This window comes from Persicimonas caeni, assembly GCF_006517175.1.
GTDB lineage: Bacteria > Myxococcota_A > Bradymonadia > Bradymonadales > Bradymonadaceae > Persicimonas > Persicimonas caeni.
On sequence record NZ_CP041186.1, the window covers coordinates 6,076,344 to 6,100,910 of the forward strand.

Consider the following 24,567-nt stretch of genomic DNA (forward strand, 5'->3'; position numbering starts at 1 on the left):
AACCGCGCGGCGCTGCGAGGCTCGTTCTTCGTAGGATTTGGTCTAGTTTCGAGGCGCTCGCGCACCTGCATCCACAGCTTTCCGAGCAGATTCTATTCGCCGCCCCGTCTGGAAGTAGTGCTCGACTGTCGGCCAGTAAGTGCCGTCGAGGAAGAGCCCGTGCCGCGAGGCGTTGGACAGGCAGCCATAGGGCTCTTCCAGATGAAAAAAGCGGATCGTTTCGTCGGCCATGCGTCGCCCCTGGATTGTGCCGTAGGTGGAACGACGTCATCATGCCGCATTCTCACCCGGCAGGCCAGTGGAAGTCGTGGGCGAGGAGTACTTGCTTGATTGTCATACACCAATGCTTGTCATGGCGCAGGGCAGCGAACGGTGCCGGACTCCGCCCGTTGCCCTCCGACAACGGGCGGCCGAGCTCATCCTTCAAGAGCGCCGCCGAAGCCGAAGCCCGACAAGTCCCAACAGCACCATCAGCGCCGCGGTGGCGTTCGACGGTCCACTGGTCGCGTTGCATCCGCAGCCTTCCTCGGCGCCGGCCTGGTCGCCGGGGCGGACTACGACGAGGTCGGTGTCGCTGCCAGTGTCGACGCTGACATCGGGGCCGGCGTCGCTGCCGACATCGACACCGGTGTCGGGTCCGGCATCGACACCAACATCGATGCCGACATCGATGCCGACATCGACACCGGTATCGGGTCCGGCATCGGCCCCCGGCGCTTCGGGACAGCCGTCAGGCTCGGTACCGTACTCGTTGGGGCAAGCGTCATCGGCGTCGTCGACCCCGTCGTTGTCGGCGTCGGTGTCGGTCACGGTAACCGAGACGTCTATTTGGCGGGTATCGTCTGCCACGCCGTCGGTAACCGACAGCGTGAGTTGATAGTCACCGGCATCCTGGTGGGACGGCGTCCACGTGAACGCGCCGGTCGAAGCATCGAGGCTCGCCCCGCCGGGCAAGGGCTGGACATCGTAAGTCAGGGTATCACCGTCGGCGTCTCGGGCGGTGAGTGTCAGGCTCAAGGTCTCGCCGTCGGCGACCGAAAAGCTCGCGCCGTCATCGGGCGTGGGGGCCACAAAAACTGGCGCGTCGGGCACCGCGCGGACCATGATCGACACGGTGGCGGTGTCCGAGCCTCCGTTGCCGTCGCCGGTGGTGTATCGAAACGAGTCCATGCCGTGGAAGTTCGCATCGGGGGTGTAGGTGATCTGCGAGCCGGCGATAGTTGCCGTGCCGTTTGCCGGCGTCGTCACACTGTCGATGGACAGACTGTCGCCGTCGGGATCAGTGTCGTTTGCGAGCACGTCGACGGCGGTCGACGCGTCTTCATCGACGCTCGCCGAGTCGTCGGCGGCCTGAGGGTTGTCGTTGCCCGAGCCGATGTTCACAGTCACCGTGGCTGTGTCGCTGCCACCGTTCCCGTCGCTTACGGTGTAGATGAACGAGTCGGCGCCGTTGTAGTTGGCGTCGGGGGTGTATGTGATGTTCGAGCCTGTGGTGGTGGTCGTGCCGTGCGACGGGGTCGATATATTGGTCACCGACAGGCTGTCGCCGTCGACGTCGTCGTCGTTGGCGAGGACGTCGATACTGGCGGTAGTGTCTTCAGCCAGCGAAGTCGAATCGTCGGCGGCCTGCGGGGGATCGTTGACCGGGGTAATTGTCAGCGAGACGGTGGCAGTGTCGGAGCCGCCGTTGCCGTCGCCCACGGTGTAGGTGAACGATTCCGGGCCATGGTAGTTGGCGTCCGGCGCGTAGCGGATGTCCCCGTGTGAGGGGCGGATGCTCGCCGTGCCATGGGAGGCCGTGCCCACGCTCGTCAAGGTGAGGGCGTCGCCGTCCGGGTCGCTGTCGTTGCGCAACACGCGGATGGCGACGATGGTGTCTTCGTCCATTGTGCCGGCGTTGTCGACTGCCTCGGGTGCGTCGTTCACCGGTGTGATGGTCAGGGCGACCGTGGCGGTGTCCGTTCCCCCAAGCAAATCCCTGATGGTGTAGGTAAAGGAGTCTGAGCCGTGGTAGTCGGTGTCCGGCGTATAGACGATCTGCGAGCCGTTGGTGCTCGTCGTGCCGTGGGCAGGCGACGAGACGTTGATGACCGTCAGATTGTGCCCCTCGATATCTTGGTCATTGGCGATGACGTCGATGACCACGGGGGTATCTTCGGCCAGAGTCGTAGGGTCGTCATTGGCCTGCGGGGCGTCATTGACCGGTGTAATGGTCAACGAGACGGTGGCGGAGTCGGTCTCGCCGTTGCCATCGCCCACGGTGTAGGTGAATGAGTCGGTCCCGTTGTAGTTGGCGTCGGGAGTGTAGACGACCTGCGAGCCGCTGACGGTGGCCGTGCCATGAGATGGCGTCGAGACGCTGGTGACGGAGAGGCTATCGGCGTCGGGGTCGCTGTCGTTGGCGAGCACGTCGATCGAGGTGCTCGTGTCTTCGTCGAGGCTTACGGTGTCGTCCGAGGCGTTCGGCTTCAGGTTGACGCGGACGCTATGGTAGACGAAGGCGCTACCTTCACCGCTCTCGCCGTTGTCGTAGTGGCTTGCGCCGACGATGATGTCGTCGACGCCATCATTGTTGACGTCGCCGGCGCTGCCCACCGAGCTACCAAAATACGCGTTTGGTTGATTGCTCTCTGCCGTCCAGCCAGCGCTCGTCGACAGACCATTGGCCGAGCCATGGTAGACGAACGCACCACCCTCATTACTCTCGCCGCTGGAGTACCATCGCGCGCCCACGATGACGTCGTCGTAGCCGTCGCCATCGAGATCGCCGGCACTGCTGACGGCGCTGCCGAAGCGGGCATCTGCCATATTCAGCTCGGCCCTCCATGCCTCCGTTCCCTGTAGGCCCAGCGCCGACCCGTGAAAGACATAAGCTCGGCCTTCCCGGGTCTCTCCGTTGGAGTACGTGTGTGCGCCGACGATGATGTCATCGTAGCCGTCGCCGTTGACATCACCAGCGCTGCTGACGGCGTTGCCGAATTGAGCGTCAACCTTGTCGAGCTCGACGTTCCAGTAGCTGGATGTCGCCAGGCCGGAAGGTGAGCCCAGGTAGACAAAGGCGCTGCCCTCGTCGTCCTCACCCAGCGTGTAGCCGGGGCCGCCGATGATGACGTCATCCTCACCGTCACCGTTGACGTCGCCTGCGCTGCTGACGGAGCTGCCGAAAAACGTGTTGTTGAACAGGCCGTCGGCGGTCCAGTCAGCGCTCGTCGAAAGTCCTCCCGCCGACCCGTGGTAGACAAAGGCACGACCCTCGTTGTCGTTTCCGTAGTAGGGCGCCCCGACAATGATATCGTCGAAGCCGTCGCCGTTGACATCACCGGCACCGCCTACCGACTCCCCGAATCGCGCCATGGACCAGTCAGACTCGCTGGTCCATGCCGGAGTCGCGGCGAGGCCGGCGGTCGAGCCGTGGTAGACAAAAGCTCTACCCTCGCTGGACTGTCCATTGTCGTAGAAGTAAGCCCCGACGATGACGTCATCGAAGCCGTCGCCATTGACGTCGCCGGCGCCGCTGACCGAATTGCCGAATCGGGCGCCACCCTGATCCGACTCTGCGACCCAGGCGGCCGTCGACGACAAACCATTCGCCGAGCCATGATACACAAAGGCGGCGCCCTCGTTGTTCTGACCATTGTCATAGCTCGGGGCTCCGATGATGACGTCGTCAAGGCCGTCGCCATTGACATCACCAGCGCTGCTGACCGAACTCCCCAAAAGCGCACCTGCTTGGTTGGGCTCGGCCGACCAGGAATGGGTGGTCAACAACGGGTCGACCACCACCGGGTAGACTGCGCCGGTGTCGTCGACCTCGATGGCGAGGCCGTCGCTTCGCTGGATCATACGGGCTGCCAGCGTCTGGCCGCGCGCATCCCATGCCGCAAGTTTGTCATAACGAAGCCGCCGATGGGCGGTAACGAACGCGGCGGACTGACCGTCGCGGTCGACCTCGACACGAGCTCCGTCGACTCTCACCTCGACGATCAGCGGTCCACTTCCTCCAACGGGGTCGGTCACGGTCCAGCCCTGCTCGAGGCCTTCGGCGCGGTTCGCCCACCACTCGGTAATGCCCGCGAAACGGTTCTCGAGTCGCCTCAAGCACTGACCGCGAGCATCGACGAGGGCCGCGTCGGGGCAGCCACCCTCCGCGAGATCGCCCCCACCGGCGTCTACGAGCTTCCCGGCTCGGCCCCAGCTCTCGAGCCGCAGTCTGACGGCGGAGTCGCCTTCGCCGGGGCGGACCTCGGTCGCGTCGGCGCTGAAGCGTGCGCGAAGCCCTTGGGCGCGGTTGAACGCCCGAAAGACTCCGCTCTCTCCAGCCTGCTGAATTCGATACTCACCGTCGGCAATTCTCCGGTTCACCAAGGCCTGCCAGTCCGGCTGTTCGTCGCTGTGTTCGCTCGTTGCCGCCTCCGACTCGACTGGAGCACGAACTTTCTGCGCTGGGGGCGCTTCGTCAGTCGCGGAACAAGCCCCGACGCACATAGCGAAGCTGGCCAAGCACCATAGAGGTAGGTTATGTCGAGCGAGTACTACGATCTTGTCGCGAAGCATCTTTGGGCTCTCTGTGAAACGGTATCGCTATCATTTCATGTACATGTCTAACCCTAGATGTGCGCGGCCGGAGCTTCACCTTAGAGTGTCTTAGAGTTTAAAAAGCCGATGCGTGTAACCCCCCGATTCAATGGTGCCTTTTGAGAGGCGTGTAACTCAATGGGTTAGTAGGGCGTCTGAATAAACCTCAGCCGCGCCGAGTCACAGTCGTGAAGTGATTGATGGATGAAGGCGCTGGGAGCAGACTGAATGAGTAGTGACACAACCAAGACGGCGGCGAAGACGACGTTTTACGGTCGTCGACGCCAACTCGACGAGCTCGAGCAGGCCTTCGGCACGAGCCCGTTGGTCACCGTCGTCGGCCCTGGCGGGGTAGGGAAGACGCGGCTCGCCCGCGAGTTTGTCGCACGAGGCCGGATTGTCGAACGAGGCCAAGGCGAAGCGTGGTTTGTGGATCTGAGCGCCAAGCACACCGAAGACGAGGTGCTAGCGGCGTTGGCTGCCCGGGCACCCGGCGGTGGTGCCCACAGCGCCGACGCCGAGCAGTTGCGTCAGTGGCTCTCCCGGCTGCTCAACGCTCGCCCGGGGCGGGCGGTCGTCTTCGACAACTGCGAGCAACTCGACGCCGATGCGGTGGCGCTCATCGCGCAATTCGTCGCCGTCGCGCCCGAGGTCAAGTGGCTGGCGACCTCGCGTCGGCCGCTGGAACTCGACGCAGAGACTGCCGTGGTACTCGAGCCGCTCGAGCACGACGCGGCCGTAGCTCTCTTTGTCGATCGCGCTTACAAACTGCCGGCCGATCCACACGCTGACGCGACGCTAACGGCCACCATCGGGCGGCTCGTCGACCGGCTCGATCGTCTGCCCCTCGCCATCGAATTGGCCGCGGGGCGAACTCGCCTGTTGACCCCGCAGATGATCGAAGACCACCTCGACGAGCGCTTCGCCCTGTTGCGCGCCACCGGTGCAGACGACCGGCCCCAGCGCCACCGCGCGCTGGAGGCGACGCTGCAGTGGTCGTGGCACCACCTCGACGTCCGGGCGCGCGAGGTGTTGGCCGCCGCTTCGGTGTTTCCGGCTGCGTTGACTGCCGCTCAGCTTCGGCAAGTGCTCGAACTCGCCGACGCAGACGCATTGTGGCCCGTCGGGCTGCTCGAGGAGTTGCTCGACCTGGGGCTGATCTACGAGGCGAGCCGCGCCGATGGTGCGCCGGCGGTGCGTCTGTACGAAAGCGTTCGTCAGTTCGCCCGTCAGAAGCTCGAAGGCGGCGGTGAGCGCGACGCGGTTTATCAGCGCTACGTTATCAGCACGGTCACACAGGCCGAGGCGCTCATGGAGGCCGAGCTCGGACCCGAGGGAGCGCAGGCTCGCCAGGCGCTCCTGGCAATGCGCGCGGACTTGTGGCGTTGCGTCGAGCTCGGCCGCCAAGACCATCCGGAGCTGGCTGCTCGAGCCGCGCTGGTGCTTGCTTATTGGCTTCGCCGCGTCGGCCCGCGCTACCGCCTCGACAGCCTCCTCGAGGCGACCCGCCCGTTGGTCGAGCAGAGCGGCCGCGACGACCTGCGGCTTCGGCTGGTCGTCGAGGCAGCATGGCTGGAGTGGTTCGAGGGTCGGCTCGACGAGGCGACCGCGCTCCTGGAGAGCGCCTATCGCCAAGCGACCGCCTCCGGCATAGCACGTCTGGCGGTGCGCATGGGGCGGCACCTGGTGGTCTTCTTCCGGATGCAGGGTGCGCTCGACAAGGCTGAGCAGGTCGCCGACGACACGGTGCGTTTGGCACGCACGCATAATGATCCGGTGGGCCAGGCGCTGTGTCTGTCGAATGCGATGGCCCTCTACAGTCGCATGGGTCAGCTCGAACGTGCTCGGAAGGCGGCCGAGGAGGCCCTCGAGCTGCTCGAGGCGCACTCACATCCGGCCTATCAGAGCTCCGCATTGACCGCGCTGGCGGCCACGCACCGGTTTCGGGAGCACTTTGCCGTCGCCAGAGACTACCTGGAGCGCTCGCTAGCCATTGCACGCCAGACCGGCAACCTCGAGTCGGAGGCGACGATGGCCGAGCATGTGGTCATTGTCAGCCTCGACTGCGGTGATTTCGGAAAGGCAGTCGCCGAGGCCGAGAGGGCTTGCGAGCTCAACGAGCAGTTCGGCAACCGAATGCGCAACGCCAGCGCTCTGGGCGCGTTGGCGACTGCGCACCACCTGGCCGGCAGGCTCGACGAGGCGCACAAGATCTTCGAGGAGGGGCTGCGCCTGGCCAAGCGGCGTCGTCACGAGTGGGATCGGGTCATCTTGCACGGCCATCTGGGTCTGCTGATGTGGGAAAACGATCGCCAGGCCGAGGCGACACAGCATCTCGAGCAGTGTTGCTCGCTGCTCGACGAGCACGGCGGTTTTGTACGCATGGAGGCGATGCTTCGACCGTGTCTGGCCGTCCTCACCGGGCGAGGCCAGAAGGCAGCCTTCGAGGCGGCGCGCGAGCGTCTCGAGCCGTTCCAATGTGACCACCTTCTGTTTCTCGACTTGCTCGAGCGACTCGATGCGGCTCGCTCATCGGGCCGGGTCGAGGCCCTGCAGCCCGAACTCGACGCTCTGCAAGGGCGCGCTCGCCAGGAACCGATGCTCGCCCAGCTTCGCCTTCTCGTTCGCGTCGCACAGGCAGTGGAGCGCCGCCTGCGTCACCCCGACGAGCTGCTCACCTTGCGAGTCGCCTCGCAATGCCGCGACGTCTGGTTGCCCGACGGCACCCACCTGGATCTGTCGCGGCGAAGCGCGGTGCGCCTCATTCTGTGTGCGCTGGTCCAAAGGCGTGTGAGCGCGCCGGGCGAGGGCCTGTCGACCTACGAGCTCATCGAGATCGGCTGGCCCGACCAACACCTCGATGTCGATTCGGGTACCAACCGGCTCTACAACGCCATCCACGTGCTGCGCGACCTGGGGCTCAAAGACGCCCTGGTCAAGCACGACGACGGCTATGTGCTCACAGAGCAGTGGCGCGTGAAGACCGACGGCTGACTGCTCACCGAACCAATCAGCCCTTCTTCATTCGCCACAAGAAGCCCGCGCCGCCCACACCAACGAGCAACACCAGCGCGCCGATCCACATAAACCCCTTCGTCGACGCGTCTTCGGCGCAGTCCGCGAGGGCCTCGTGGCGCGAGACGGCGCGCTGCTCGTACCGAGCGACTGCGTTGCTCAGCCGGATACGCTCCCGCTCCCATTTGGCGACGGCTTCTTTTCCTTCCGACCACGGCGCCTCCCCGTTCTCCTCTTCCCACGCTTGTAGCTCGGCCAGCGCTTCTTTGGCCTCATCGTCGGTCTGCTCGAGCGTCTCGACAAAGGTCTTGCAGCTGTAGCGCTCCCAAGCTCCCAAGTCGTCGGTCATCGCGACGATCTTCTCGACCTTCTCGACGGTTTGTTGCTCCCTGGATTGGGCCTGCGCCGGCTGTGCCAGGGCAGACAACGCGATAAGAACGGCGCCTGCGGCGACCAGATAGCCGCGCGTAGAGCTGAGGTTAGAGCTATGTTCGGTGTGCATCGTCACTCCTTGCTGGTGGTTGGATGACTTCGCCCGTTCATCGGGCTGGATTGTGTCTGATGCACACCATCGAGCAGGGAGCGGACCGAGTCACCTTAGAATACCTTAGAATTGCCTCGGGTATGGGGCAACGAGCGGCCACTGGCACTGTTCTTGTAGGACAATGGGCTATAAATGCATCTGAATAAACCTCGACAGGGACGAGTCACAATCGTGAAGTGACAAATAAACCCGCGCTGGGAGTTGATTCGATGTTTGCACACAAGACCGCCGCTCGATTCGCGCTCACCTTGCTCGTTGGCAGTAGTCTCGTCGGCTGCACGTTATCCGAGTATTCGCGCCCCAATCAGCCGGCGACGGCCCGGCAGCAGGCCTCGCAGGGAGACGTGGCTTCGGCACGTGCTCAATGCGTTGGCGGGCGTCGGACCGGCCCCAACGAGTCGGCGTCGAAGCGTTATCCGGGAGATGCGTGGACGATTGATGACATCCCCGTCGACTTCAACACGGGGAAGCCGACCGCCGAGTGGCCGCGGCAAAAACAGGCCATCGATTCAGTGACCTATGGACCGGGGTTGCCCGGCGACGTCGCCCATTGTGGTGCTCATCCCCGCGGTGGCGACGTGACGTTGGCAGGTATCGTCGGGGACCCGATTTCGGGGCTCATCGATCGAAACGGAACGCTTGTCACCAATCACCGCACGGTTCACAGTCCCTTGGATATTCGCGGCGCGATTACGTGGTGGGGGGCCGACGGAGCGCAACGTCAGCTCGACTTTTCGGACATCAAGGGGATGTCGAACCTCGTCGAAGACCCCTCCACCGGCGACCTGATCGTAGGCATCACTCACTGGGTCGACAAAGACACCTCGAAGGGAACGATGCGACTGACGCGGATTTCATCCGACGGGAAGATCCTCGACGAAGATCTCTTCGATGAGATTCGCAAGGCCAAGCCCTCGGGGTTTCGCTACGTCAGCCTGGCGTCGTTCGCGGTGAGTCAGAAGGGCGAGATTTACGTCGGCTTGACGCTGGTGCGCCGCCGTCGCGCCCACGAGAAGGGCGGCCGCCTCGACGTCGGTGAGATGATGCTCGCCAAGATCGACGCCGATGGCGACTTGCAGTGGACGGAGCGCATCAAAACGAAGTTCTTCAATCAGCAGAGCTATCATGCCGGTAACTCGACGATCTCGGCGATGGCCGTCAGTCCGAACGGAGATGTCATTGTCACGGCCTCGACGGCCAACCATATCGGCCGCCACCGAAACAAAGGCCACCTGGACGTCGTCGCGCTGAGGTACTCGCCCGACGGCAAGAAGAAATGGATGCGCGCGTGGGGAAGCCACGGCAGCGAGTATCCGGCGAAGGTCGCGGTCGACGAAAGTGGACATATCGCGATCGTCGGCAACACACGAGGGCCGCTGCACGGAAAGCACGCCAAGATCTTTCGGCCCAACGAAGACTCGTTCGTCACCCTGTTGGACCGTGGAGGCCAGGAGTTGTGGAGCCACCAGTTTGGCACCAAGTACAACGAGTTTGTCTCGTCGGTCGACTTCACCGAGCAGGGTTCACTGCTCGTGACCGGGTTTACCAAAGGGGACTTCCGCGAGCCGGACGCCTTCGACATCAACCGCTCTTTCGGACACCCCGAAGACATGTTCATCGCCCGATTCGACGCGGGCGGCCGCTTCGGCTGGGTCGACCAATTCGGCCGCTATCAGAAGGCCGAGAAGGCAAATGAGGCCGTGGTGCGCCCGGATGGGACCCTCCACATTCTCGGATCTGCGTACGGTAAGCTGAGCCGCGGTGGCTCCGTGCACGACTGGAATATGGTCGTGACCACTTCGAAGCCCTGAGTGCAGACATCGAAAGCGCGCGATTTTTTCGGTGCGGGGGCATCTTGCCCTCGTGAGCGAGAGCTGGAGGCACTCGCACCGAAAGCGCGCGATTTGTTCGGTGCGGGGGCATCTTGCCCTCGTGAGCGAGAGCTGGAAGCACTCGCACCGAAAGCGCGCGATTTGTTCGGTGCGACCGACGCGAAGACGAGCAGGCCGACCAGCGGATAGACGTGCTCATCGCCTGCCCTTACTATCTCGTCGACAGCCGAGTTCAGTCACACCGTGTCCCGATTCTTAGGCAGCCGGCCTCATGGGCGTCCATCAGACATCGACCGCGCCACGCCGCACCCGCCTCGTCAGCCACGCACGGCGCGCGATGGTGTTCGGGCTGGGCAAGTTGCTCGTCGGCGTCGCCCTGATGGCAGCGGCGTTCCACCTCGTCGAAGTACGCCGTAACGGGCCGTTGCCCCCGGTCTACAATATCGGCTTTTTGGCGGTCGGCATGCTCGGGTTCTTCGTCGGCGTGTTCACATCGTTTGCGGACCTGAAGAGCGCCCTGCAGTGGCTGCGCGCCGCGCGGCGGTCGGCGGATGACCTCGGGCCGCACGCCTTCTCGCACACCCTCGACGACGAGCACAGACTCCACGTGCTCACGCCCGCCGACGCGGACGCCTTCTTCGACCTCATCACCCACAACCACGACTTTCTGGCCGACTGGCTCACCCCCGAGACGCTCGTCGAAAGTCGCGCGGACGCCGTCGACCGGCTGCACGAACTCGACGAGGCGCGTCGCGCCGGCCTCGTCGTCCCCGTGGGCATCCGCAAGGCCGGCGAGCTCGTCGGCGTCGTCGGCCTCGGCCCCATCGACTCAAAGCGCCGAAGCGCCCAGATCTACTACTGGATCGACCAGACCAGCCAGGGCCGCGGGCTCGTCACCCGCAGTTGCTCGGCGTTGCTCGACTACGCATTCGAGGAGCTTCGGCTCCGACGCGTGGTGATTCGCTGCGAGCCTCGCAATACCCGAAGCTGCGCGGTCGCCGAGCGACTCGGCTTCGTGCTCGAGGGGACGCTTCGGCAATGCGAGCGCAGGGGCGAAGAACTCATCGACCTGCGCATCTACGCGATGCTGCGCGACGAGTATGCCGGCGCGCACGGTGACTGATATGATTTGGACGCTCAGCGCTCCGGCTCCTGCGAGCTTCCTCATTGAATGGACTTGTTAAATGGATTTGCTACGCCAACCCGTCCTCGACCGCCTGCGCGACGCCAAGTCCGTGCTTATCGCAGGCGCCGGAGGCGGCTTCGATTTGTTCAGCGGCCTTCCGATCTACTTTGCCCTGCGCGAGGCCGGCAAGACGGTCCACTTGGCCAACTTGAGCTTCTCGGCGCTGGCCAAGTCCGACGCTGTCGCGCACGACTGGGGCGTCTACGAGGTCGACGCCCGCACGCAGGGCAACCCCGACTATTTTCCGGAGCGCTATCTGGCCCAGTGGCTCGAGGCCCATGACGATCCCACGCCGGTGTTCTGCATCGAGCGCCGCGGCTATGAGGCGGTCAAGAAGGCCTACGAGCTGCTCGCCGCGACCTTGGAGTTCGACACGCTGGTGCTCGTCGACGGAGGGACCGACAGCCTTATGCGCGGTGACGAAGCCGGCCTGGGCACGCCCGCCGAAGACGTGATGAGCCTGCTCGCCGGCGCGCGCCTCGAACTCGACGACGCATTGCTGATCTGCTTGGGCTTCGGCATCGACCACTATCACGGCGTCTGTCACGCCCAATTCCTCGAGGCGGTCGCCGAGCTCACACGAACGGGCGGCTACCTGGGCGCCTTCGCACTCACTCAGCAGATGCCCGCCGTGAAGCGCTACATGGAGGCGACCGATTGGGTGCAGGGGCAGACGCCCGGGCGCGAGAGCATCGTCAGCGCCTCGATCATCGACGCGCTCGAAGGGCACTACGGCGACCACCATCGCCTCGAGCGCACCCGGGGCAGCCGGCTGTGGATTAACCCGCTGATGACCCTATACTGGTGCTTCGAACTCGACGCGGTCGCCTCGCGCATCCTGTACGCCGACTGGCTGGAGAACACGTGGGAGTTCGGCGAGGTGCTTCGGCGCATCGAGGCCTTTCGCAAGACAGTCGACGTTCGTGGTTGGGATGATATCCCGATATGATGAGCTGGCGAGGCGCCTTTGGAATCGCGTCGCCTCCGCCCGACAAGGGGGGCGCAGTCGACCGCCACAATGGATGCATGTCCTTGTAGATTACCAATCGGGTGAATTGTCTCGCGTGTTTGAATGCTCGCGAGTTTGTCGCGTCGACTCTCGTAGCCGATTGCTACCGGGACACACCGAGGCTGTCATGAATTCGCTGCTGTCAAAAGATATCGTCGCCGGCGCCTTCTGTACATTGGTGCTCGCCGAGACGGTGAACTGGATTTGTTGGTTTGTGCACTTGCTCGACCTTCACCTGCAGCCGGGGACGCCGGCGAACTTCTTGCCGTTCCTCATTCCGCTGGCCTGGCCGCTGCTTCCGCTGTTGATGCCCGGGCCCTTGCTGGCGGTGGTCGTTCCTTGCGCCGTGGTCGTCGCGCTCCTCTTTCGGTACACCGACTTTCCAGGCCCGTTGCCGCGGCGACGAAAGTTGGCGGTCTATGCGGCCATCGGCTTCGCCGTGGTGTACGCGGCGAGCTTTCCTCTCTTTTGGGTTTGGAATCTGGGCGGGGGATAAGTGCGAAATCGACACGGAGCAGCCTCAGGAGTTGCTCGACCGAGCAGTCAGCGAAGAGACGGGGGCGTTCCACGACCTCGGACAAGGTCGTGGACGCGCCCCGGCTCCCTCGCAGCCGCTCCGGACGGCGGGTAAGCCGCCCCCGTACGCCGCGTAGCCGCCCCGGACGGCGCGTAACCGCCCCGGACGGCGCGTAGCCGCCCCGGACGGCTCGTAGCCGCCCCGGCTCGCTCGGAACAGCCGTTAGACTGTCGGTACGCCCTCGACGGGCTTGTCGGAAACTGCCCTGACGTGCGTGGAACGCGTTCCATGCCCCTGCTGGGCACTTCCACGAGGTGCGGGGCGGCTTCCAGCGAGCCCATGTGGGTTTCCCAAGACCGCCGACTGCTCGACGTCGCAACCAGAAGACGGCGCGAGCCTTCGAGCCCTAATCTGGTAAGGCGAAGGCTCGTGTCTTGCGAGACGTCCGGGATGTCGCACGGCGATCGAGGGCTTACGAGGGCGTCGGCGGCCTCGCGAGAAACCCTGCTCGGTCGCAAACACGCCATATCCTCGTATTAGAGAATTACGGCTCCTGCACCCCGTTGCGGCCCGATTTTCAAGAAAGTACGCAACATTTTTTCCAATTTGCCGAAAACAGTAGTGAGGGGTGGATGTATCGTGGCCACGAATTTCCCCACACATTTGAAACGGGCGGGTGGGTCGTCGTCAGCTTTGACTCACCACCCGGCGGCTGAGCCGGTGGGCTCGGACTGCGGCGGAACGGTTTCCCGATCCGCAAAACAGAGCCTTCGTGGCGAGCGTATCTTCGAGGAGAAGTTGGACCGTACCTCTTCGACGCGCTCGGCGGAGGCCGAGCCGGTAGCTTCGTCCTTGCGACGGAGCGCAGTTACCGGATTTGCCCGGTGCGGGCTTGTTGATGCGTCGAAGTTCGTCGGTGGCGTGCAGATGGGCCTGTGCCATGTGGAGTGCCGCAGCGACGTCGTTGTAATTCGTGGGTCGTGGCGTCGGGGTGGGCGCGTCGCAGTGAGGCGTGACCTATCCGAGGTGGCTTCAAAACGGGACGGGCTTTGCCCGTTGACCGGTCAATATCACAAGCAAATCCGCAGCGCCCATGCCGGCGAAATCTGTCGGTAGACGCACCGGTATGCTGTCGCGACAGTGATGGGGGCCTGCTTAGCTGCACAGGCTGATTCACCGGTCGGGATAAACCCGCCGGGGTCTCAGGCGATTGGCGCGAGCGCCCCCTTTGCTACCTTCGCGCCCTTAGCGACCTTTGCGGCTTCCACGACCTTTGCGGTTTCCAGTGGATGCAGAGCGCTTTAGCTGAACCTGCCGAGTCACTCGTCGCCCTCCTTCACGCGCAGCTTGGGCAGCGCGTCTGGGGTGACGTCGAGCTTGTCGCGGGCGTCGAAGTCCGGGTGGGCGCCCCACTTGTCGAGCAGGTAGCGCCGGCCGGTGACTTCCGCCTCGCCGTCTTCGCGCGCTTGGGCGCACAAGCCGTCGGCGCCTTCGCCGTGGACTTGGCGGTAGTCGACCAGGATGTGGGGGACCCAGCGCGTCCGGTCGGGGTAGCGCAGGGCGACGCGCACGAAGAAGTCCCAGTCCTCGAGCCAGCGGCAGTCTTCGTCCCACCCGCCGACCTCTCGGGCGATGCCACGGCGGTGGAGGATGCCGTTGGTGTCGGGGCACTTGAGCTTCCAGACATCGTCGAGGGAGTACTGCCGGCGAAGCTCGTCGGTGTGCTCGATGCGTCGCCAGCGGCCGGTGGCGTCGCGCTCCCAGAAGGTGATGGAAGCGCCGCAATACCATAACACGTCGTCGGGGTGGGCACGGGTGGCGGAGAGCACGCGTTCGAGGAAGGAGTCGCGCCAGGCGTTGTCTGAGTCGAGGTAGGCGACGTAATCGCCCGCGGCTCGGTCGAGGCCTGCGTTTCGCGCGGCCGAGGGGCCGGCGTTTTCGGTGCGGATGGAGGTGATGCGCGGGTCGCGGAACTCCTCGAGCAGGCGTTGGGTGCAGTCGGTCGAGCCGTCGTCGACGACGAGGAGTTCCCAGCGCGGCTCGGTCTGGGCGAGGACGCTCTGGATGGCGCGCCACAAGACGTAGGCGCGGTTGTAGGTAGGCAGGATGATGGAGACGAACGGTTCCATATCGGGAGTTCACGGCAGTGGTGATGTGCAGAGGCGCTGCGCAAAGGTCGCATGCTCGGCGCATTGTGGCGAGGCGCGACATTTGGTGGAGCGGACTACGAGGTTAGCTTTCGGGTGAGTTGTCCGTGGTTTGGCCGGCCGTGGGCTCGAGCTCGGCCGAATCGTAGTCATAACCTCGTGCACATGGAGTACGTCATGGAGAAAGCATCCTGGGAGAGTGGAGTCACCCTCATTTTGGGCGTGTGGCTATTCGTCTCGCCCTTTTTCGGCCTCGGCGACGCAACGGCGGCGGCCACCTGGAACTCGTGGCTCATCGGAGGGCTGGTGGCGGTGGTGTCGCTCTTTGGTTTGAGCCGGCCGCGCGTTTGGGAGGAGTTCGTCAACCTAGCGGCGGGGATTTGGATCTTCTTCGCGCCATATCTCTACAACTACAGCGGGGTCGCGGACGCGGCGTGGAACCACCTGCTCGTCGGCGGGGCGATCGCGGCGATCGCCGCGTACGGATTGCTGCAGCGGCGAGCCTTCAACCGGACCACCCCCGCCTGAGGGCTGCGACTTAGCGACGATGATGGTGGTCACCGTCCATCATCCAGTGGTGGCCGCGGCCGGACATGCCGTCGTAGGCTTGGCAGCCATCCATCATCGGACCCCACTGGGGGCCGTCGTCGCCGACGGTCCCCATCATTTCATCGCACCGCTCCCACATGTGATCGGCGTAGCCGAGCATCGCGTCGCGGTGGCGAGTCGCCTCGCGTCGAGCCTGGGCGATATCGTCCGAGGCACAAGCGGCCTGGGCGTGATGGTCGAGCTCGGCGCGCATCGCTTCGGCCACGCAGTGCACATCGGCGAGGGACTCGCCGCGGTGGTGGTGCATGTAGGTGTCCATCGACTCGCTCATGTCCATCATGTGCCCGACGCGGGGGGCGACCCGGTCGTGATACGCCTCGTGCACGCGCCGGCAGTCTTCGGCGTCGGCTGTCTGGGAGGATGCCATGTGCTCGCCGTAGTCCTCGGCGGCCGCGCGCACCTCCCCGGTCACGGTCTGAAATTCGGTGATCTCGGCCCGGGTGGCCGGCTGCAGCGCGTCGTCGTTCGCCGAGCCGCATCCCGCCGCGACGAGGGCCAGCAGGGCGACCACGGCCGCCGACGCCCCCACCAAGAGTGTCCACTTCGATCGCTTCGTTCTCATCCGTTCGCTCCTCAAATCCAAGTTGCGAGCGTGCAGCGCACGCTCTCGGTCACTCCGTCCGGGCCCACCGGTCTCATCCGTCTTCAAGAGCAGCAAGAAGAGTGCCAGCGCAGGACGCCCATAGGTGTGTTCTGACGCGGAAATGTCGGGTCCAGGCGCGCACTATTCACGAGCGAGGGTGGAAATACGCAGATTTAGCGCGTGTGTGTGCGTTTTTATGTGGCGTGAGGGTTTGGTGGGAGTGGCCAACACTGCCCAAGAACGGCTGAGCGCGTGGGCACGCCGCCTTCGAGCCGGCCGTGAAGGCGTGGGCGCCGGCGAATCGTGGACATCTGCTCGATGAACCTTAGTTTAGCGACACGTTACTCCTGTACTGAAAGGGAGCTTGTCGTGTCTGACAATTCTGATTCGAAAGAACCACCTATCTCAAACAAGCAGCCGCGCTTGTCCAGGCGAAGCTTCGTCAAAGGGGCGGCGGCCGGCCTGGCCGGCTTGGCCATCTCGCCGTCGTTGCAGGCCAAGTCAAAACCCAAAGGGGTGGCCGGCAACTTTAGCGTGCTCGACGCGAGCAAGCCCGGCGGCATCGACCTTTACATCGAGCGCAAGGACCTGCTCATCGACGGCAAGGTCGGGCGTCCGATTACGATCAATGGGTCGATTCCCGGGCCGGTTATTCGTATGAAGGAGGGGCGCGAGGCGCTGATGCGGGTGCACAACCGGCTGGGTGAGTCGACCTCGATTCACTGGCACGGCATGCTCGTGCCCTTCAACATGGACGGGGTGCCGGGCATCAGCTTTCCGGGCATCGACCCCGGCGAGACGTTTACCTATAAGTTCGACGTGCGCCAAAACGGCACCTACTGGTACCACAGCCACACCGGCCTGCAGGAGCAGTTGGGCCACTACGGCCAGCTCATCGTCGAGCCCGAGGATGATGACCCGGTCGACTACGACGTCGAGCACACCATCGTCTTGTCGGATTGGACCTTCGAGGATCCGACGACGGCGTTCAAAAAGCTCAAGACGATGGAGGGGTATTACAACTTCCAGCGACCCACGATCGCCAACCTCGACGACCAGGTGAAGGCGACCGACAAGGGCCTGATGGAGGTCATCGGCAAGCGGCTCAACTGGGATTGGATGCGCATGGATCCCACCGACATCGCCGACATCACCGGGTCGACCTACACCTACCTGCTCAACGGACGCAGCGCCCGGGAGAACCCGACGTTTACCGCCGAGCCGGGCCAGAAGGTGCGATTTCGCATCACCAACGCGGCGACGATGAGCTACTTCGACTTTCGCATCCCGGGCTTGCCGATGACGGTGGTCAATGCGGACGGCCAGAACGTCGAGCCGGTCGAGACCGACGAGCTGCGTATCGCCGTCGCCGAGACTTACGACGTGGTCGTTACCCTGCCCGACGACAAGGCCTACACCGTCTTTGCCGAGGCGATGGACCGGAGCGGCTATGCCCGCGGCACGCTCGCCCCCAAAGAAGGGATGGCCGCCAAGGTGCCCGAGCTGAGGCGACGGCCGATGCTTACGATGGCCGATATGGGCATGGTGCACGGGTCGATGAAAATGGCGAAGAAGGCGATGGGCGGCGAGATGGAGATGGCCAAGCCTGTCAAATACGAGGCTCACGACGAGGCGAAGGTCTCGCCCATCAAAAACCGCACGGAGTTGCCGGTCAAAGACCTGCCCACCATGGTCGAGCACGGCCCTGACGAGCACGGCCCGGGCAGCATTACGATGGCCAAGAATGCCTATCGTCAGTTCGACGAGCCGGGCGTCGGTCTGGGCGACGACAATCGTCGGGTGTTGAGCTACGGCCAGCTCAAGGTCCTCGAGACTCCCAAGGACCGCCGGCCGCCGACGCGCGAGATCAACCTGCACCTGACCGGCAACATGCACCAGTACATCTGGGGCTTTAACGGCAAGAAGTGGTCCGAGTCGCAGATGATCCGGTTCAAGTACGGCGAGCGGCTGCGCATCAACATGATCAACGACACGATGATGAATCACCCCATTCACCTGCACGGCATGTGGATGGACCTGTACGTGGGCCACGAGTACGGCAAGAACCCGCGCAAGCACACGGTCAACGTGCAGCCGGCCGAGCTTCTGACCGTCGACATCACCGCCGATGCGCCCGGCCAGTGGGCGTTTCACTGTCACCTGCTGTACCACATGAAAGCAGGCATGTTCCGCACCGTCGCCGTCGTCCGAGACCTCGAAGGGGAGCCGATCGATGCTGAAGCTTGAACACGCTGCTGTAATGACGCTGGTTGCTTTGTGTGTGGCTGCGCCGAGTTCGACGGTTTGGGCTCAGGAGGTGGAGAAGAGTGAGGAAGGGGTAGAGAAGGGTGAGGAAGAGGTAGATGGGGGGGAGGAAGATGTAGGTGGGGGTGAGGAAGAGGACCAGGGCCCGCTGTTGCCCGAGGGGATGACGCTCGACGAGGTGCTCGACCGGGCCGAGAAGCCCGCGCCCGAGGACTTCCCCGACCCGGTGCCCGACGACCAGTTTCGCTTCTTCTTGCTCGTCGACCAGCTCGAGTATCGCTACGACCTAGAGGACGAGCCCGACCAGGTGGGCACCGAGCTGCAGGGGTATGTCGGCGGCGACTACAACCGCCTGTGGCTCAAGAGTGAGGGCGAGGCCGGCTGGCAGGGAGACGCGGGTTTCGAGGGCGAGTCGGAGAACGATTTGGTCTACGGCCGGCTGATATCGCCGTTTTGGCACGCCCAAATCGGCGCGCAATACGCCAACGAGTGGACCGAGGACAAATACGAGGACATCTGGGCCGGCGCGCTCGCCCTGCAGGGGCTGGCGCCGGGCATGTTCGAGCTCGACGCGTCGCTGTACGTAACCCAAAACCTCAACATGCTCGCCGACTTAGAGGCCGAGTACGATATCCGCATCACCCAAAGGCTCGTCTTCCAGCCTCGGGTCGAGCTGAGCTTTGCGGCCCAGGATATCGAAGAGCGGGGCATCGGCGTCGGGCTGACCAAGGTGGTCGGCGATCTGAGGCTTCGCTACGAGGTTTTGCGCGAGTTCGCGCCCTATGTGGGCGCGCGCTATCAGGGGCTCACCTTCGAGACGGCTGATCTGGCCGAGGCGGAGGGCGAGGACACCAGCCGGTTCTTCGTGCTCGGCGGCGTGCGCTTTGCGGTCTACTGAGTAACGAGCCGTGTGAAGCATGTCACACGCACGAGTTGTGGCGGATGACTCTCGGCCGGAGCCTTCTATTGGGGCTCCGGCCTTTTTTGTTCACTGCTGCTCCAACACCACCTTCGAGCGGCCCTCCTGCTGGGGCTCGACGCGGACCTGGCTGGTGATGCGGTCCTGGAGCGCCTCGACGTGGCTGATGACGCCGACGGTGCGCCCGGAGCGGGCGTGCAGCTCGTTGAGGATGCCCACGGCGTTGCTCAAGCTGTCGCGGTCGAGGGTGCCGAAACCCTCGTCGAGGAAGAGCGTCTCGATGGGCATCTTGATCTGTTGCTGGTCGGCCAACGCCAGCGCCAGGGCCAGCGAGACGAGGAAGGTCTCGCCGCCCGACAGGGTGCTCAGCGAGCGGGCTTCGCCGGCGTGGTAGCGGTCGACGATCTCGAAGTCGAGGGTCGGCAGGCCGCTCTTTTCGTCGTGCTGGGTCTTGAGGCGGTAGCGCGGGTGGAGTTCGCGCAGGCGATGGTTGGCGCTGTCGACGATGCGGTCGAGGTTGAGCGCCTGGGCGAATTGCTTGAAGCGCTCGCCGCCGCCCACGCCGATGAGCCGGTTGAGCTCGTTCCAGCCCTCATACTCCTCTTTTTGAGCGTCGCGCTCTTCGAGCAGCTCGCGGAAATCGGCGAGCTTGGTGCGCAGTTGGTCGATCTCCTGGCGGAGCGCGCCGATGCGTTGGTTGTAGACGGCGACGGCATCGTCGAGCTGTTCCTCGGCACCGCGCAGGGTCTCGACGTCGTAGTCGCCGGGCACGAAGTCCTCGGGCTTTTGCTCGTCGTGTTGGGTGAGCTTGGCGTCGAGGCTCTTGATGTCGCGGGCGGCGTCGTGCAGGGCAGTCTCGATGCCCTCGCACAGTGCCTCGAGGCGGCTGCGCTCGTCAGCTTCGAGGAGCGCCGCGTCGACCTCCTCGACCGTGGAGACGCCGTCGATGGCCGCGATGGCCTTGTCGAGCTCGGCTCGGGCAGCCTTTAGATCGCCGGTGAGCTCCTCGCGGCGCGTCTTGGCGCGCGCCAGATCGTCTTTGGCCTTTTGCGCCGCCTTCTCGACCTTTTGACGCTCCTCGCTGCGCGCCTCTTTGGCGCTGCGGGCGGCTTTGATGGTCTTCGCGTGCAGCTCCTCGACGGCGTCGGGGTCTCGGCCGTCGAGCTTCGTGGCAAGTGTCTCTTCCAGCGTGCCGGCGCGGTCTCGCGCCTTTTTGAAGTCCGCTTCGGCCGCCGCGAGGTTCTCTTTGGCGTTGTCGCGGTGGGTCTCGGCCTGCGCGTAGGTTTGCTCGGCGTCGGTCAGCGCCTTGGCTACCTTGTCGGCGGCGTCTTTGGCTGCCTTGTAGCCGGCGAAACGCTCCTGGGCGCCCTCCAGAGCCCCTTCGAAGTCGGGCGTGTCGTCGGCAAGACGGACCTCGATGCCGGCGGCGTCGAATTTGCGGCGAAGCTCCACGCGCGCAGCGTCGGCCTCGTCGACGGCAGCTCGATGCTCGACCTTGGCCGTCTTTTCGTTGTTGCGCGCGTTCTCGAGGCGACGCGCCATATCCTTTTGTTTCTCTTCGAGCGTCTCGCTGTCGGCCTTGGCCTCTTTCAAGGCGGCGCGGGCGTCTGCGAGGGCGTCTTCGGCGGTGTTGAGCGCCTGTTTTTGCTGCTCGAGCGCGTCGAGCTTTTCCGACAGTGCGTCCCCTGCAGCGTCGATCTCTTGCTCGGCCGTCTCCGTGTCGGGAGCGAAGGCCTCCAGCGCTTCGCCGACCTTGGCGGTCGTCTCGTCGATGGCGCCGAGGAGCCTTTCGAGCTCGTCATCGGCGGCTTCGAGCTTGGCGGCGAGGCGCGTGACGGTCTCGGCGTGCGTCACCTTGGTCTTCGTTTGCTCCTCGATGCGAGCCTCGAGCGCGTCGAGCTGCTCGCGAAGCTCGGCGGCCTCCTCCTGGAGGCGCTCTCGCTCCTGTTGGTCGTCTTTCTCGCGTGCGTCGAGGGCCTCGGCGCCGTAGTGATCGATGCGCGGGTGCTCTTCGTCGCCGCACACGGGACAAGGCGCGCCTTCGTGCAGTGTGCGGCGAAGCTCGGCGGCGAGCAGATTCTGGTCGAGCTCGGTAATGCGAGCGGCGAGCTTGTCGGCGTCGGCCTCGAGCTTCGTGCGTCTCTCGGCGAGACTGTCGAGTTGCTCGTCAGCTTCGGCAACCTTCGCCGCGGCTTCCTCTTTGTGTTTGGCGAGCTCGCCGCGCTCGTCGCGTTTGGCACGAAGCTCACCGACGAGCTTCGTGAGCTCGCCCAAGGCCTCGCGGCGGCGCGTCACCGCCTGCATCTGCGCGTTGAGCTCGTCGTAGCGCTCGCGCGGCTTTTCGGCGTCGCCCAACAGTTCGGCGAGCTTCGCTTCGGCGTCTTCGACCGCCTCTTCGAGCGGGGCGAGTTCGGTTTGCTTGGCCTGGAGTTCTTCGTCGAGCGTCGCCTTCTTGTCGACCTTCTGGGCGATATCCTCTTGCACTTCCTCGAGCTTCGTCGAGGCGCGCTCGACGCGCTCTTCGGTATTTGCGAGGGCGTGCAGTTCGGCCTGCAGGGCTGCGATGGCGGTGTCGAGTTCGGCGTCGCCGGCGCGCTCGGACAGCCGGGCGGCGGCCTTGTCCTTGGACGCCTCGGCCTCCTTCTTCGCCTCGCTCGCCTTCTCGACCGTCGCCTTGGCGTTGTCGAGTGCCTCGCGCTTTTCGTCGACCTTGGTCGACAGCTCGCCCCGTTGTTGACGGGCGTTCTTGAGGTCGCTCTTGATCGATTTGGCTTCCTCGATCTGGGGCTTGATCTCGGCGAAGGCCGCTTCGGCGGCGTCGAGTGCGTCCTTGGCTTCTTTTTCGGCTTCGCGGGCGGACCCCAGGGCTTCGGCCTTGGCGTCGCAGATCTCGGCGAGTTCGGGGAGCTTCTCGTCGAGCGTCTCGATGTCGCCTTCGAGCCGGCGCACCTCCCGGAGCGGCTCACGCGCCGGGGCGGCCTTGCGGTCGGCGTCGCGACGGGCGAACGCCTCGGCGTGCTCTTCTTTGGCGGCCAAGGCTTGCTTCTGCGCCTCTCGGGCAGCGTCGAGTTCGTCCTCGAATCGAGCGTGTTGCTCGAGCCACTCGCGGCGAAGCTTGGCGGCGTCGCGCCAGGCTTCGAGCTCGTCGCAGTCGTGTTGATCGCGGACGAGGCGTTGCTCGGCGGCGTCGATCTCTTCGGGGGTGGCCCCGTCGAAATTGGCCACGCGGTCTTCGAGCAGCTCGAGTCGGTCACGCTCCTGTCGCCAGCGCTGCTGGGCGAGGCGCCCGAGACGTTGGTAATCGCCGGTGTCGGTCAGCCGCTCCAGAATCGCGGCCTTCTCGCTGGGGCTGGCCTTGAGCAACGCCGAGAAGTCGCCCTGGGCGAGCATGACGCTTCGCAAGAAGTCGGCCAGCGTCATCCCGTCGAGGACCTCGTTGAAGACGTCCCGGTACTCGGTCTGCTTGGTTGTGCTGACGATGGTCTCCCACTCGCCGTCGGCCTTCATGCGGTGCAGTTCGCGGCGTGGGTCTTGCGGGGTGCCGTCGGACTTGTCGTGCGCGCGCCAAAACTCCCAGACAGCATTGTAGCGAACGCGCTCGCCCTGGGCGGCGTCGAGCAGGCTGAAGACGACGCCGGCCTTGGAGCGGCCGGTGCCCCGCGAGTTGACCTGCGCGCCGATGCCGGCCGCGCCGCCGTCGGCGTCGGTCTGACGTGGCGTGGTGCCGAAGAGGGCCAGGCAAATCGCGTCCAGAATGGTCGTCTTGCCCGAGCCGGTCGGCCCCATGATCAGGTAGAGCGGCACGTCGGCAAATTCACCGTCGATGTCGACGGGGTTGTCGCCGTATAGCGAGTTGATATTGGTGATGTCGATGCGATGAAATTGCATTACTCCCCCTCCTCGTTGCTGTGCATGAGCTGCTCGATCTGGCGAAACTTGGCGACCAGACGCTCGGGCGGCGCGCCGCGGTCCGGGTGCCGGCGACGGTACATCGCCTCGAAGACGTCCAGGTAGCTCAGCTCCTCGATGGGGGGCATCTTTTCAATGGGCTCGCCGCCGTCGACCATGACGTCGTAGCGCTCGCGAAGCTCGACGATGACGGGGCGTTGGCCGACCTCGTGGTGCTCGTCGATGATCTCTTTGAAGCGGCTGAGTCGGTCGACGCCGGCGACGTCGTCGGGGCCGAGTTGGACGCGCAGGAAGACGACTGGCGGGAGCTCCGCAGCGCTCTTCATCTGGGCGAGCATGTCATTGATCTCGGCTTCGGAGCCGTCGATCTCGAAGATCTCGCGCCACTTGGGCACCTGCACGACCTCGATGGGCAGGTCGGCGGGTGAGGCACCCGCTTGCACGTCGACCTGGATGACCTGGCGAGGGGGCGTGTCTTCGTCGAGGCTGGTGGCGACCGGCGTTCCGCAATAGCGAATGTGGCGCGTGCCACCCACGGGCATCGGGCGGTGGATGTGGCCCAGCGCGACGTACTGGAAGCGCTCGTCGAAGATCTGCGGGCCCATCGCCTCGATGGTGCCGATGGTGCGCAGGTGGTCGGCTTCGTCGCTGATCGGCTCACCCATCTCGCCCATCGAGGCGGCGGGCTTGGCCGTGCGGTGAATGCCGGTGTGGAAGTCGCCTTTTTCGGGCTCGTCGTCTTTGCCGTAAATGGTCAGGTGGCCCGTGGCGGCCAGCGCGGCTTGGGGCCAGCGCTCGGCGGCTTCGTCGGCCAGCCGGCGGTACAGCCGTGCGAACGCCTCCTGGTACTCCTCGCGAAGCTCGGACTCGCCGCCGTCACCCAGGCTCACGCCCAGGCGCGCTTCCTGCACGTAGGGAACGGCGGCGACGACCAACTCGACCTCACCGTCGTGGCCTTCGACGGGGACGAGGCACGTGGGCCATTCCTCCTCGTCGCGCGGCAGCGCGCCGACGACGTGGACGTCGAGGTGGCCCAGCAATTCGCGCGGGGCTTCGAGGCCGCTCGGCGAGTCGTGGTTGCCGGCGACGATGATGATCTTTCGCAGGTTGTCGACCCGGGCGCAGCGGCTCAGGAAGTTGTAGAAGAGCTTTCGGGCCGCGTTCGACGGGTTCGAATAGTGGAAGATATCGCCCGCCACGACCAGCACGTCGATGTCACGCTCCTCGAGCGTGTCGACCAGCCAACTCAAAAAGCGATCTTGTTCTGCGTGGCAATCGACCTGTTTGATCGACGCGCCCAGGTGCCAATCGGATGTGTGCAAGAGACGCACAAAGCCCCCTCAATTCATAAACAGTAGCAGAGACATACACGGTTCGACGGCCGCCAATCACTGAGACATCGTCGTCAAATTCCAAGGGGCGGGCCGGTGACCGGGGAGCTTACACAAGCACCGAGC

General features: G+C 64.6%; 15 protein-coding genes. 8 read left to right on the forward strand and 7 right to left on the reverse strand.

Annotated features, from left to right (window positions below; translation table 11 throughout):
* Positions 1 to 42: 42 nt before the first annotated feature.
* Complete coding sequence (locus FIV42_RS22510) at positions 43 to 231, reverse strand: NADAR family protein (protein ID WP_174769523.1); 189 nt, start codon at positions 229 to 231, stop codon at positions 43 to 45.
* 192 nt (positions 232 to 423) lie between these two features.
* A complete protein-coding gene (locus tag FIV42_RS22515) occupies positions 424 to 4,362 on the reverse strand; it encodes an Ig-like domain-containing protein (RefSeq protein ID WP_168210865.1) in 3,939 nt (1,312 codons plus the stop codon).
* Between the two features lie 441 nt (positions 4,363 to 4,803).
* Here FIV42_RS22515 and FIV42_RS22520 point away from each other — a divergent pair, with 441 nt between their 5' ends.
* Entirely contained in the window at positions 4,804 to 7,569 is a 2,766-nt protein-coding gene (locus FIV42_RS22520) for an ATP-binding protein (protein ID WP_141199871.1), read from the forward strand.
* Between the two features lie 16 nt (positions 7,570 to 7,585).
* Here the strand turns inward: FIV42_RS22520 and FIV42_RS22525 are convergent, their stop codons facing one another.
* Positions 7,586 to 8,092, reverse strand: a complete 507-nt coding sequence (locus tag FIV42_RS22525; protein ID WP_141199872.1) for a hypothetical protein — start codon at positions 8,090 to 8,092, stop codon at positions 7,586 to 7,588.
* A 251-nt stretch (positions 8,093 to 8,343) separates the two neighbouring features.
* Between FIV42_RS22525 and FIV42_RS22530 the strand changes: the two genes are divergently transcribed.
* The 4 genes from FIV42_RS22530 (at position 8,344) to FIV42_RS22545 (ending at position 12,657) form a co-directional block, all read left to right on the forward strand.
* Positions 8,344 to 9,945 carry an NHL repeat-containing protein gene (locus FIV42_RS22530; RefSeq protein ID WP_141199873.1) on the forward strand — a complete coding sequence of 534 codons (1,602 nt, stop codon included), beginning with the start codon at positions 8,344 to 8,346 and terminating at the stop codon, positions 9,943 to 9,945.
* 292 nt (positions 9,946 to 10,237) lie between these two features.
* On the forward strand, positions 10,238 to 11,089 hold the full coding sequence (locus FIV42_RS22535) for a GNAT family N-acetyltransferase (protein WP_141199874.1): 852 nt from the start codon (positions 10,238 to 10,240) through the stop codon (positions 11,087 to 11,089).
* A 61-nt stretch (positions 11,090 to 11,150) separates the two neighbouring features.
* Complete coding sequence (locus tag FIV42_RS22540) at positions 11,151 to 12,101, forward strand: DUF1152 domain-containing protein (RefSeq protein ID WP_141199875.1); 951 nt, start codon at positions 11,151 to 11,153, stop codon at positions 12,099 to 12,101.
* Between the two features lie 187 nt (positions 12,102 to 12,288).
* The gene (locus FIV42_RS22545; RefSeq protein WP_141199876.1) at positions 12,289 to 12,657 is read left to right on the forward strand and encodes a hypothetical protein; all 369 of its coding nucleotides are present in this window, start codon (positions 12,289 to 12,291) and stop codon (positions 12,655 to 12,657) included.
* 1,340 nt (positions 12,658 to 13,997) lie between these two features.
* Here FIV42_RS22545 and FIV42_RS22550 read toward each other — a convergent pair.
* Complete coding sequence (locus FIV42_RS22550; protein WP_141199877.1) at positions 13,998 to 14,807, reverse strand: glycosyltransferase family 2 protein; 810 nt, start codon at positions 14,805 to 14,807, stop codon at positions 13,998 to 14,000.
* A gap of 195 nt (positions 14,808 to 15,002) precedes the next feature.
* Here FIV42_RS22550 and FIV42_RS22555 point away from each other — a divergent pair, with 195 nt between their 5' ends.
* The gene (locus tag FIV42_RS22555; protein ID WP_168210866.1) at positions 15,003 to 15,353 is read left to right on the forward strand and encodes an SPW repeat protein; all 351 of its coding nucleotides are present in this window, start codon (positions 15,003 to 15,005) and stop codon (positions 15,351 to 15,353) included.
* Positions 15,354 to 15,363: 10 nt separating this feature from the next.
* Here FIV42_RS22555 and FIV42_RS22560 read toward each other — a convergent pair whose 3' ends face one another.
* The gene (locus tag FIV42_RS22560) at positions 15,364 to 15,996 is read right to left on the reverse strand and encodes a hypothetical protein (protein ID WP_141199879.1); all 633 of its coding nucleotides are present in this window, start codon (positions 15,994 to 15,996) and stop codon (positions 15,364 to 15,366) included.
* A gap of 444 nt (positions 15,997 to 16,440) precedes the next feature.
* Here FIV42_RS22560 and FIV42_RS22565 point away from each other — a divergent pair, with 444 nt between their 5' ends.
* Entirely contained in the window at positions 16,441 to 18,264 is a 1,824-nt protein-coding gene (locus FIV42_RS22565) for a copper resistance system multicopper oxidase (protein WP_222615293.1), read from the forward strand.
* Positions 18,251 to 19,180 (forward strand): copper resistance protein B, encoded by a 930-nt coding sequence (locus FIV42_RS22570; protein WP_141199881.1) that lies wholly within the window; start codon positions 18,251 to 18,253, stop codon positions 19,178 to 19,180. Before FIV42_RS22565 ends, FIV42_RS22570 begins: the two co-directional genes overlap by 14 nt.
* A gap of 90 nt (positions 19,181 to 19,270) precedes the next feature.
* Here the strand turns inward: FIV42_RS22570 and FIV42_RS22575 are convergent, their stop codons facing one another.
* Both FIV42_RS22575 and sbcD read right to left on the reverse strand, forming a co-directional pair.
* The gene (locus FIV42_RS22575) at positions 19,271 to 23,089 is read right to left on the reverse strand and encodes an SbcC/MukB-like Walker B domain-containing protein (RefSeq protein ID WP_141199882.1); all 3,819 of its coding nucleotides are present in this window, start codon (positions 23,087 to 23,089) and stop codon (positions 19,271 to 19,273) included.
* Complete coding sequence (sbcD, locus tag FIV42_RS22580; protein WP_141199883.1) at positions 23,089 to 24,441, reverse strand: exonuclease subunit SbcD; 1,353 nt, start codon at positions 24,439 to 24,441, stop codon at positions 23,089 to 23,091. Before sbcD ends, FIV42_RS22575 begins: the two co-directional genes overlap by 1 nt.
* Positions 24,442 to 24,567: the final 126 nt, after the last annotated feature.

Coding starts and splice junctions, on each gene's coding strand:
- FIV42_RS22530 (WP_141199873.1), top strand. CDS start 8,344: ATGTTTGCACACAAGACCGCCGCTCGATTCGCGCTCACCTTGCTCGTT.
- FIV42_RS22550 (WP_141199877.1), bottom strand. CDS start 14,807: ATGGAACCGTTCGTCTCCATCATCCTGCCTACCTACAACCGCGCCTAC.
- FIV42_RS22560 (WP_141199879.1), bottom strand. CDS start 15,996: ATGAGAACGAAGCGATCGAAGTGGACACTCTTGGTGGGGGCGTCGGCG.
- FIV42_RS22510 (WP_174769523.1), bottom strand. CDS start 231: ATGGCCGACGAAACGATCCGCTTTTTTCATCTGGAAGAGCCCTATGGC.
- FIV42_RS22545 (WP_141199876.1), top strand. CDS start 12,289: ATGAATTCGCTGCTGTCAAAAGATATCGTCGCCGGCGCCTTCTGTACA.
- FIV42_RS22520 (WP_141199871.1), top strand. CDS start 4,804: ATGAGTAGTGACACAACCAAGACGGCGGCGAAGACGACGTTTTACGGT.
- FIV42_RS22555 (WP_168210866.1), top strand. CDS start 15,003: ATGGAGAAAGCATCCTGGGAGAGTGGAGTCACCCTCATTTTGGGCGTG.
- FIV42_RS22525 (WP_141199872.1), bottom strand. CDS start 8,092: ATGCACACCGAACATAGCTCTAACCTCAGCTCTACGCGCGGCTATCTG.
- FIV42_RS22575 (WP_141199882.1), bottom strand. CDS start 23,089: ATGCAATTTCATCGCATCGACATCACCAATATCAACTCGCTATACGGC.
- FIV42_RS22535 (WP_141199874.1), top strand. CDS start 10,238: ATGGGCGTCCATCAGACATCGACCGCGCCACGCCGCACCCGCCTCGTC.
- FIV42_RS22570 (WP_141199881.1), top strand. CDS start 18,251: ATGCTGAAGCTTGAACACGCTGCTGTAATGACGCTGGTTGCTTTGTGT.
- FIV42_RS22540 (WP_141199875.1), top strand. CDS start 11,151: ATGGATTTGCTACGCCAACCCGTCCTCGACCGCCTGCGCGACGCCAAG.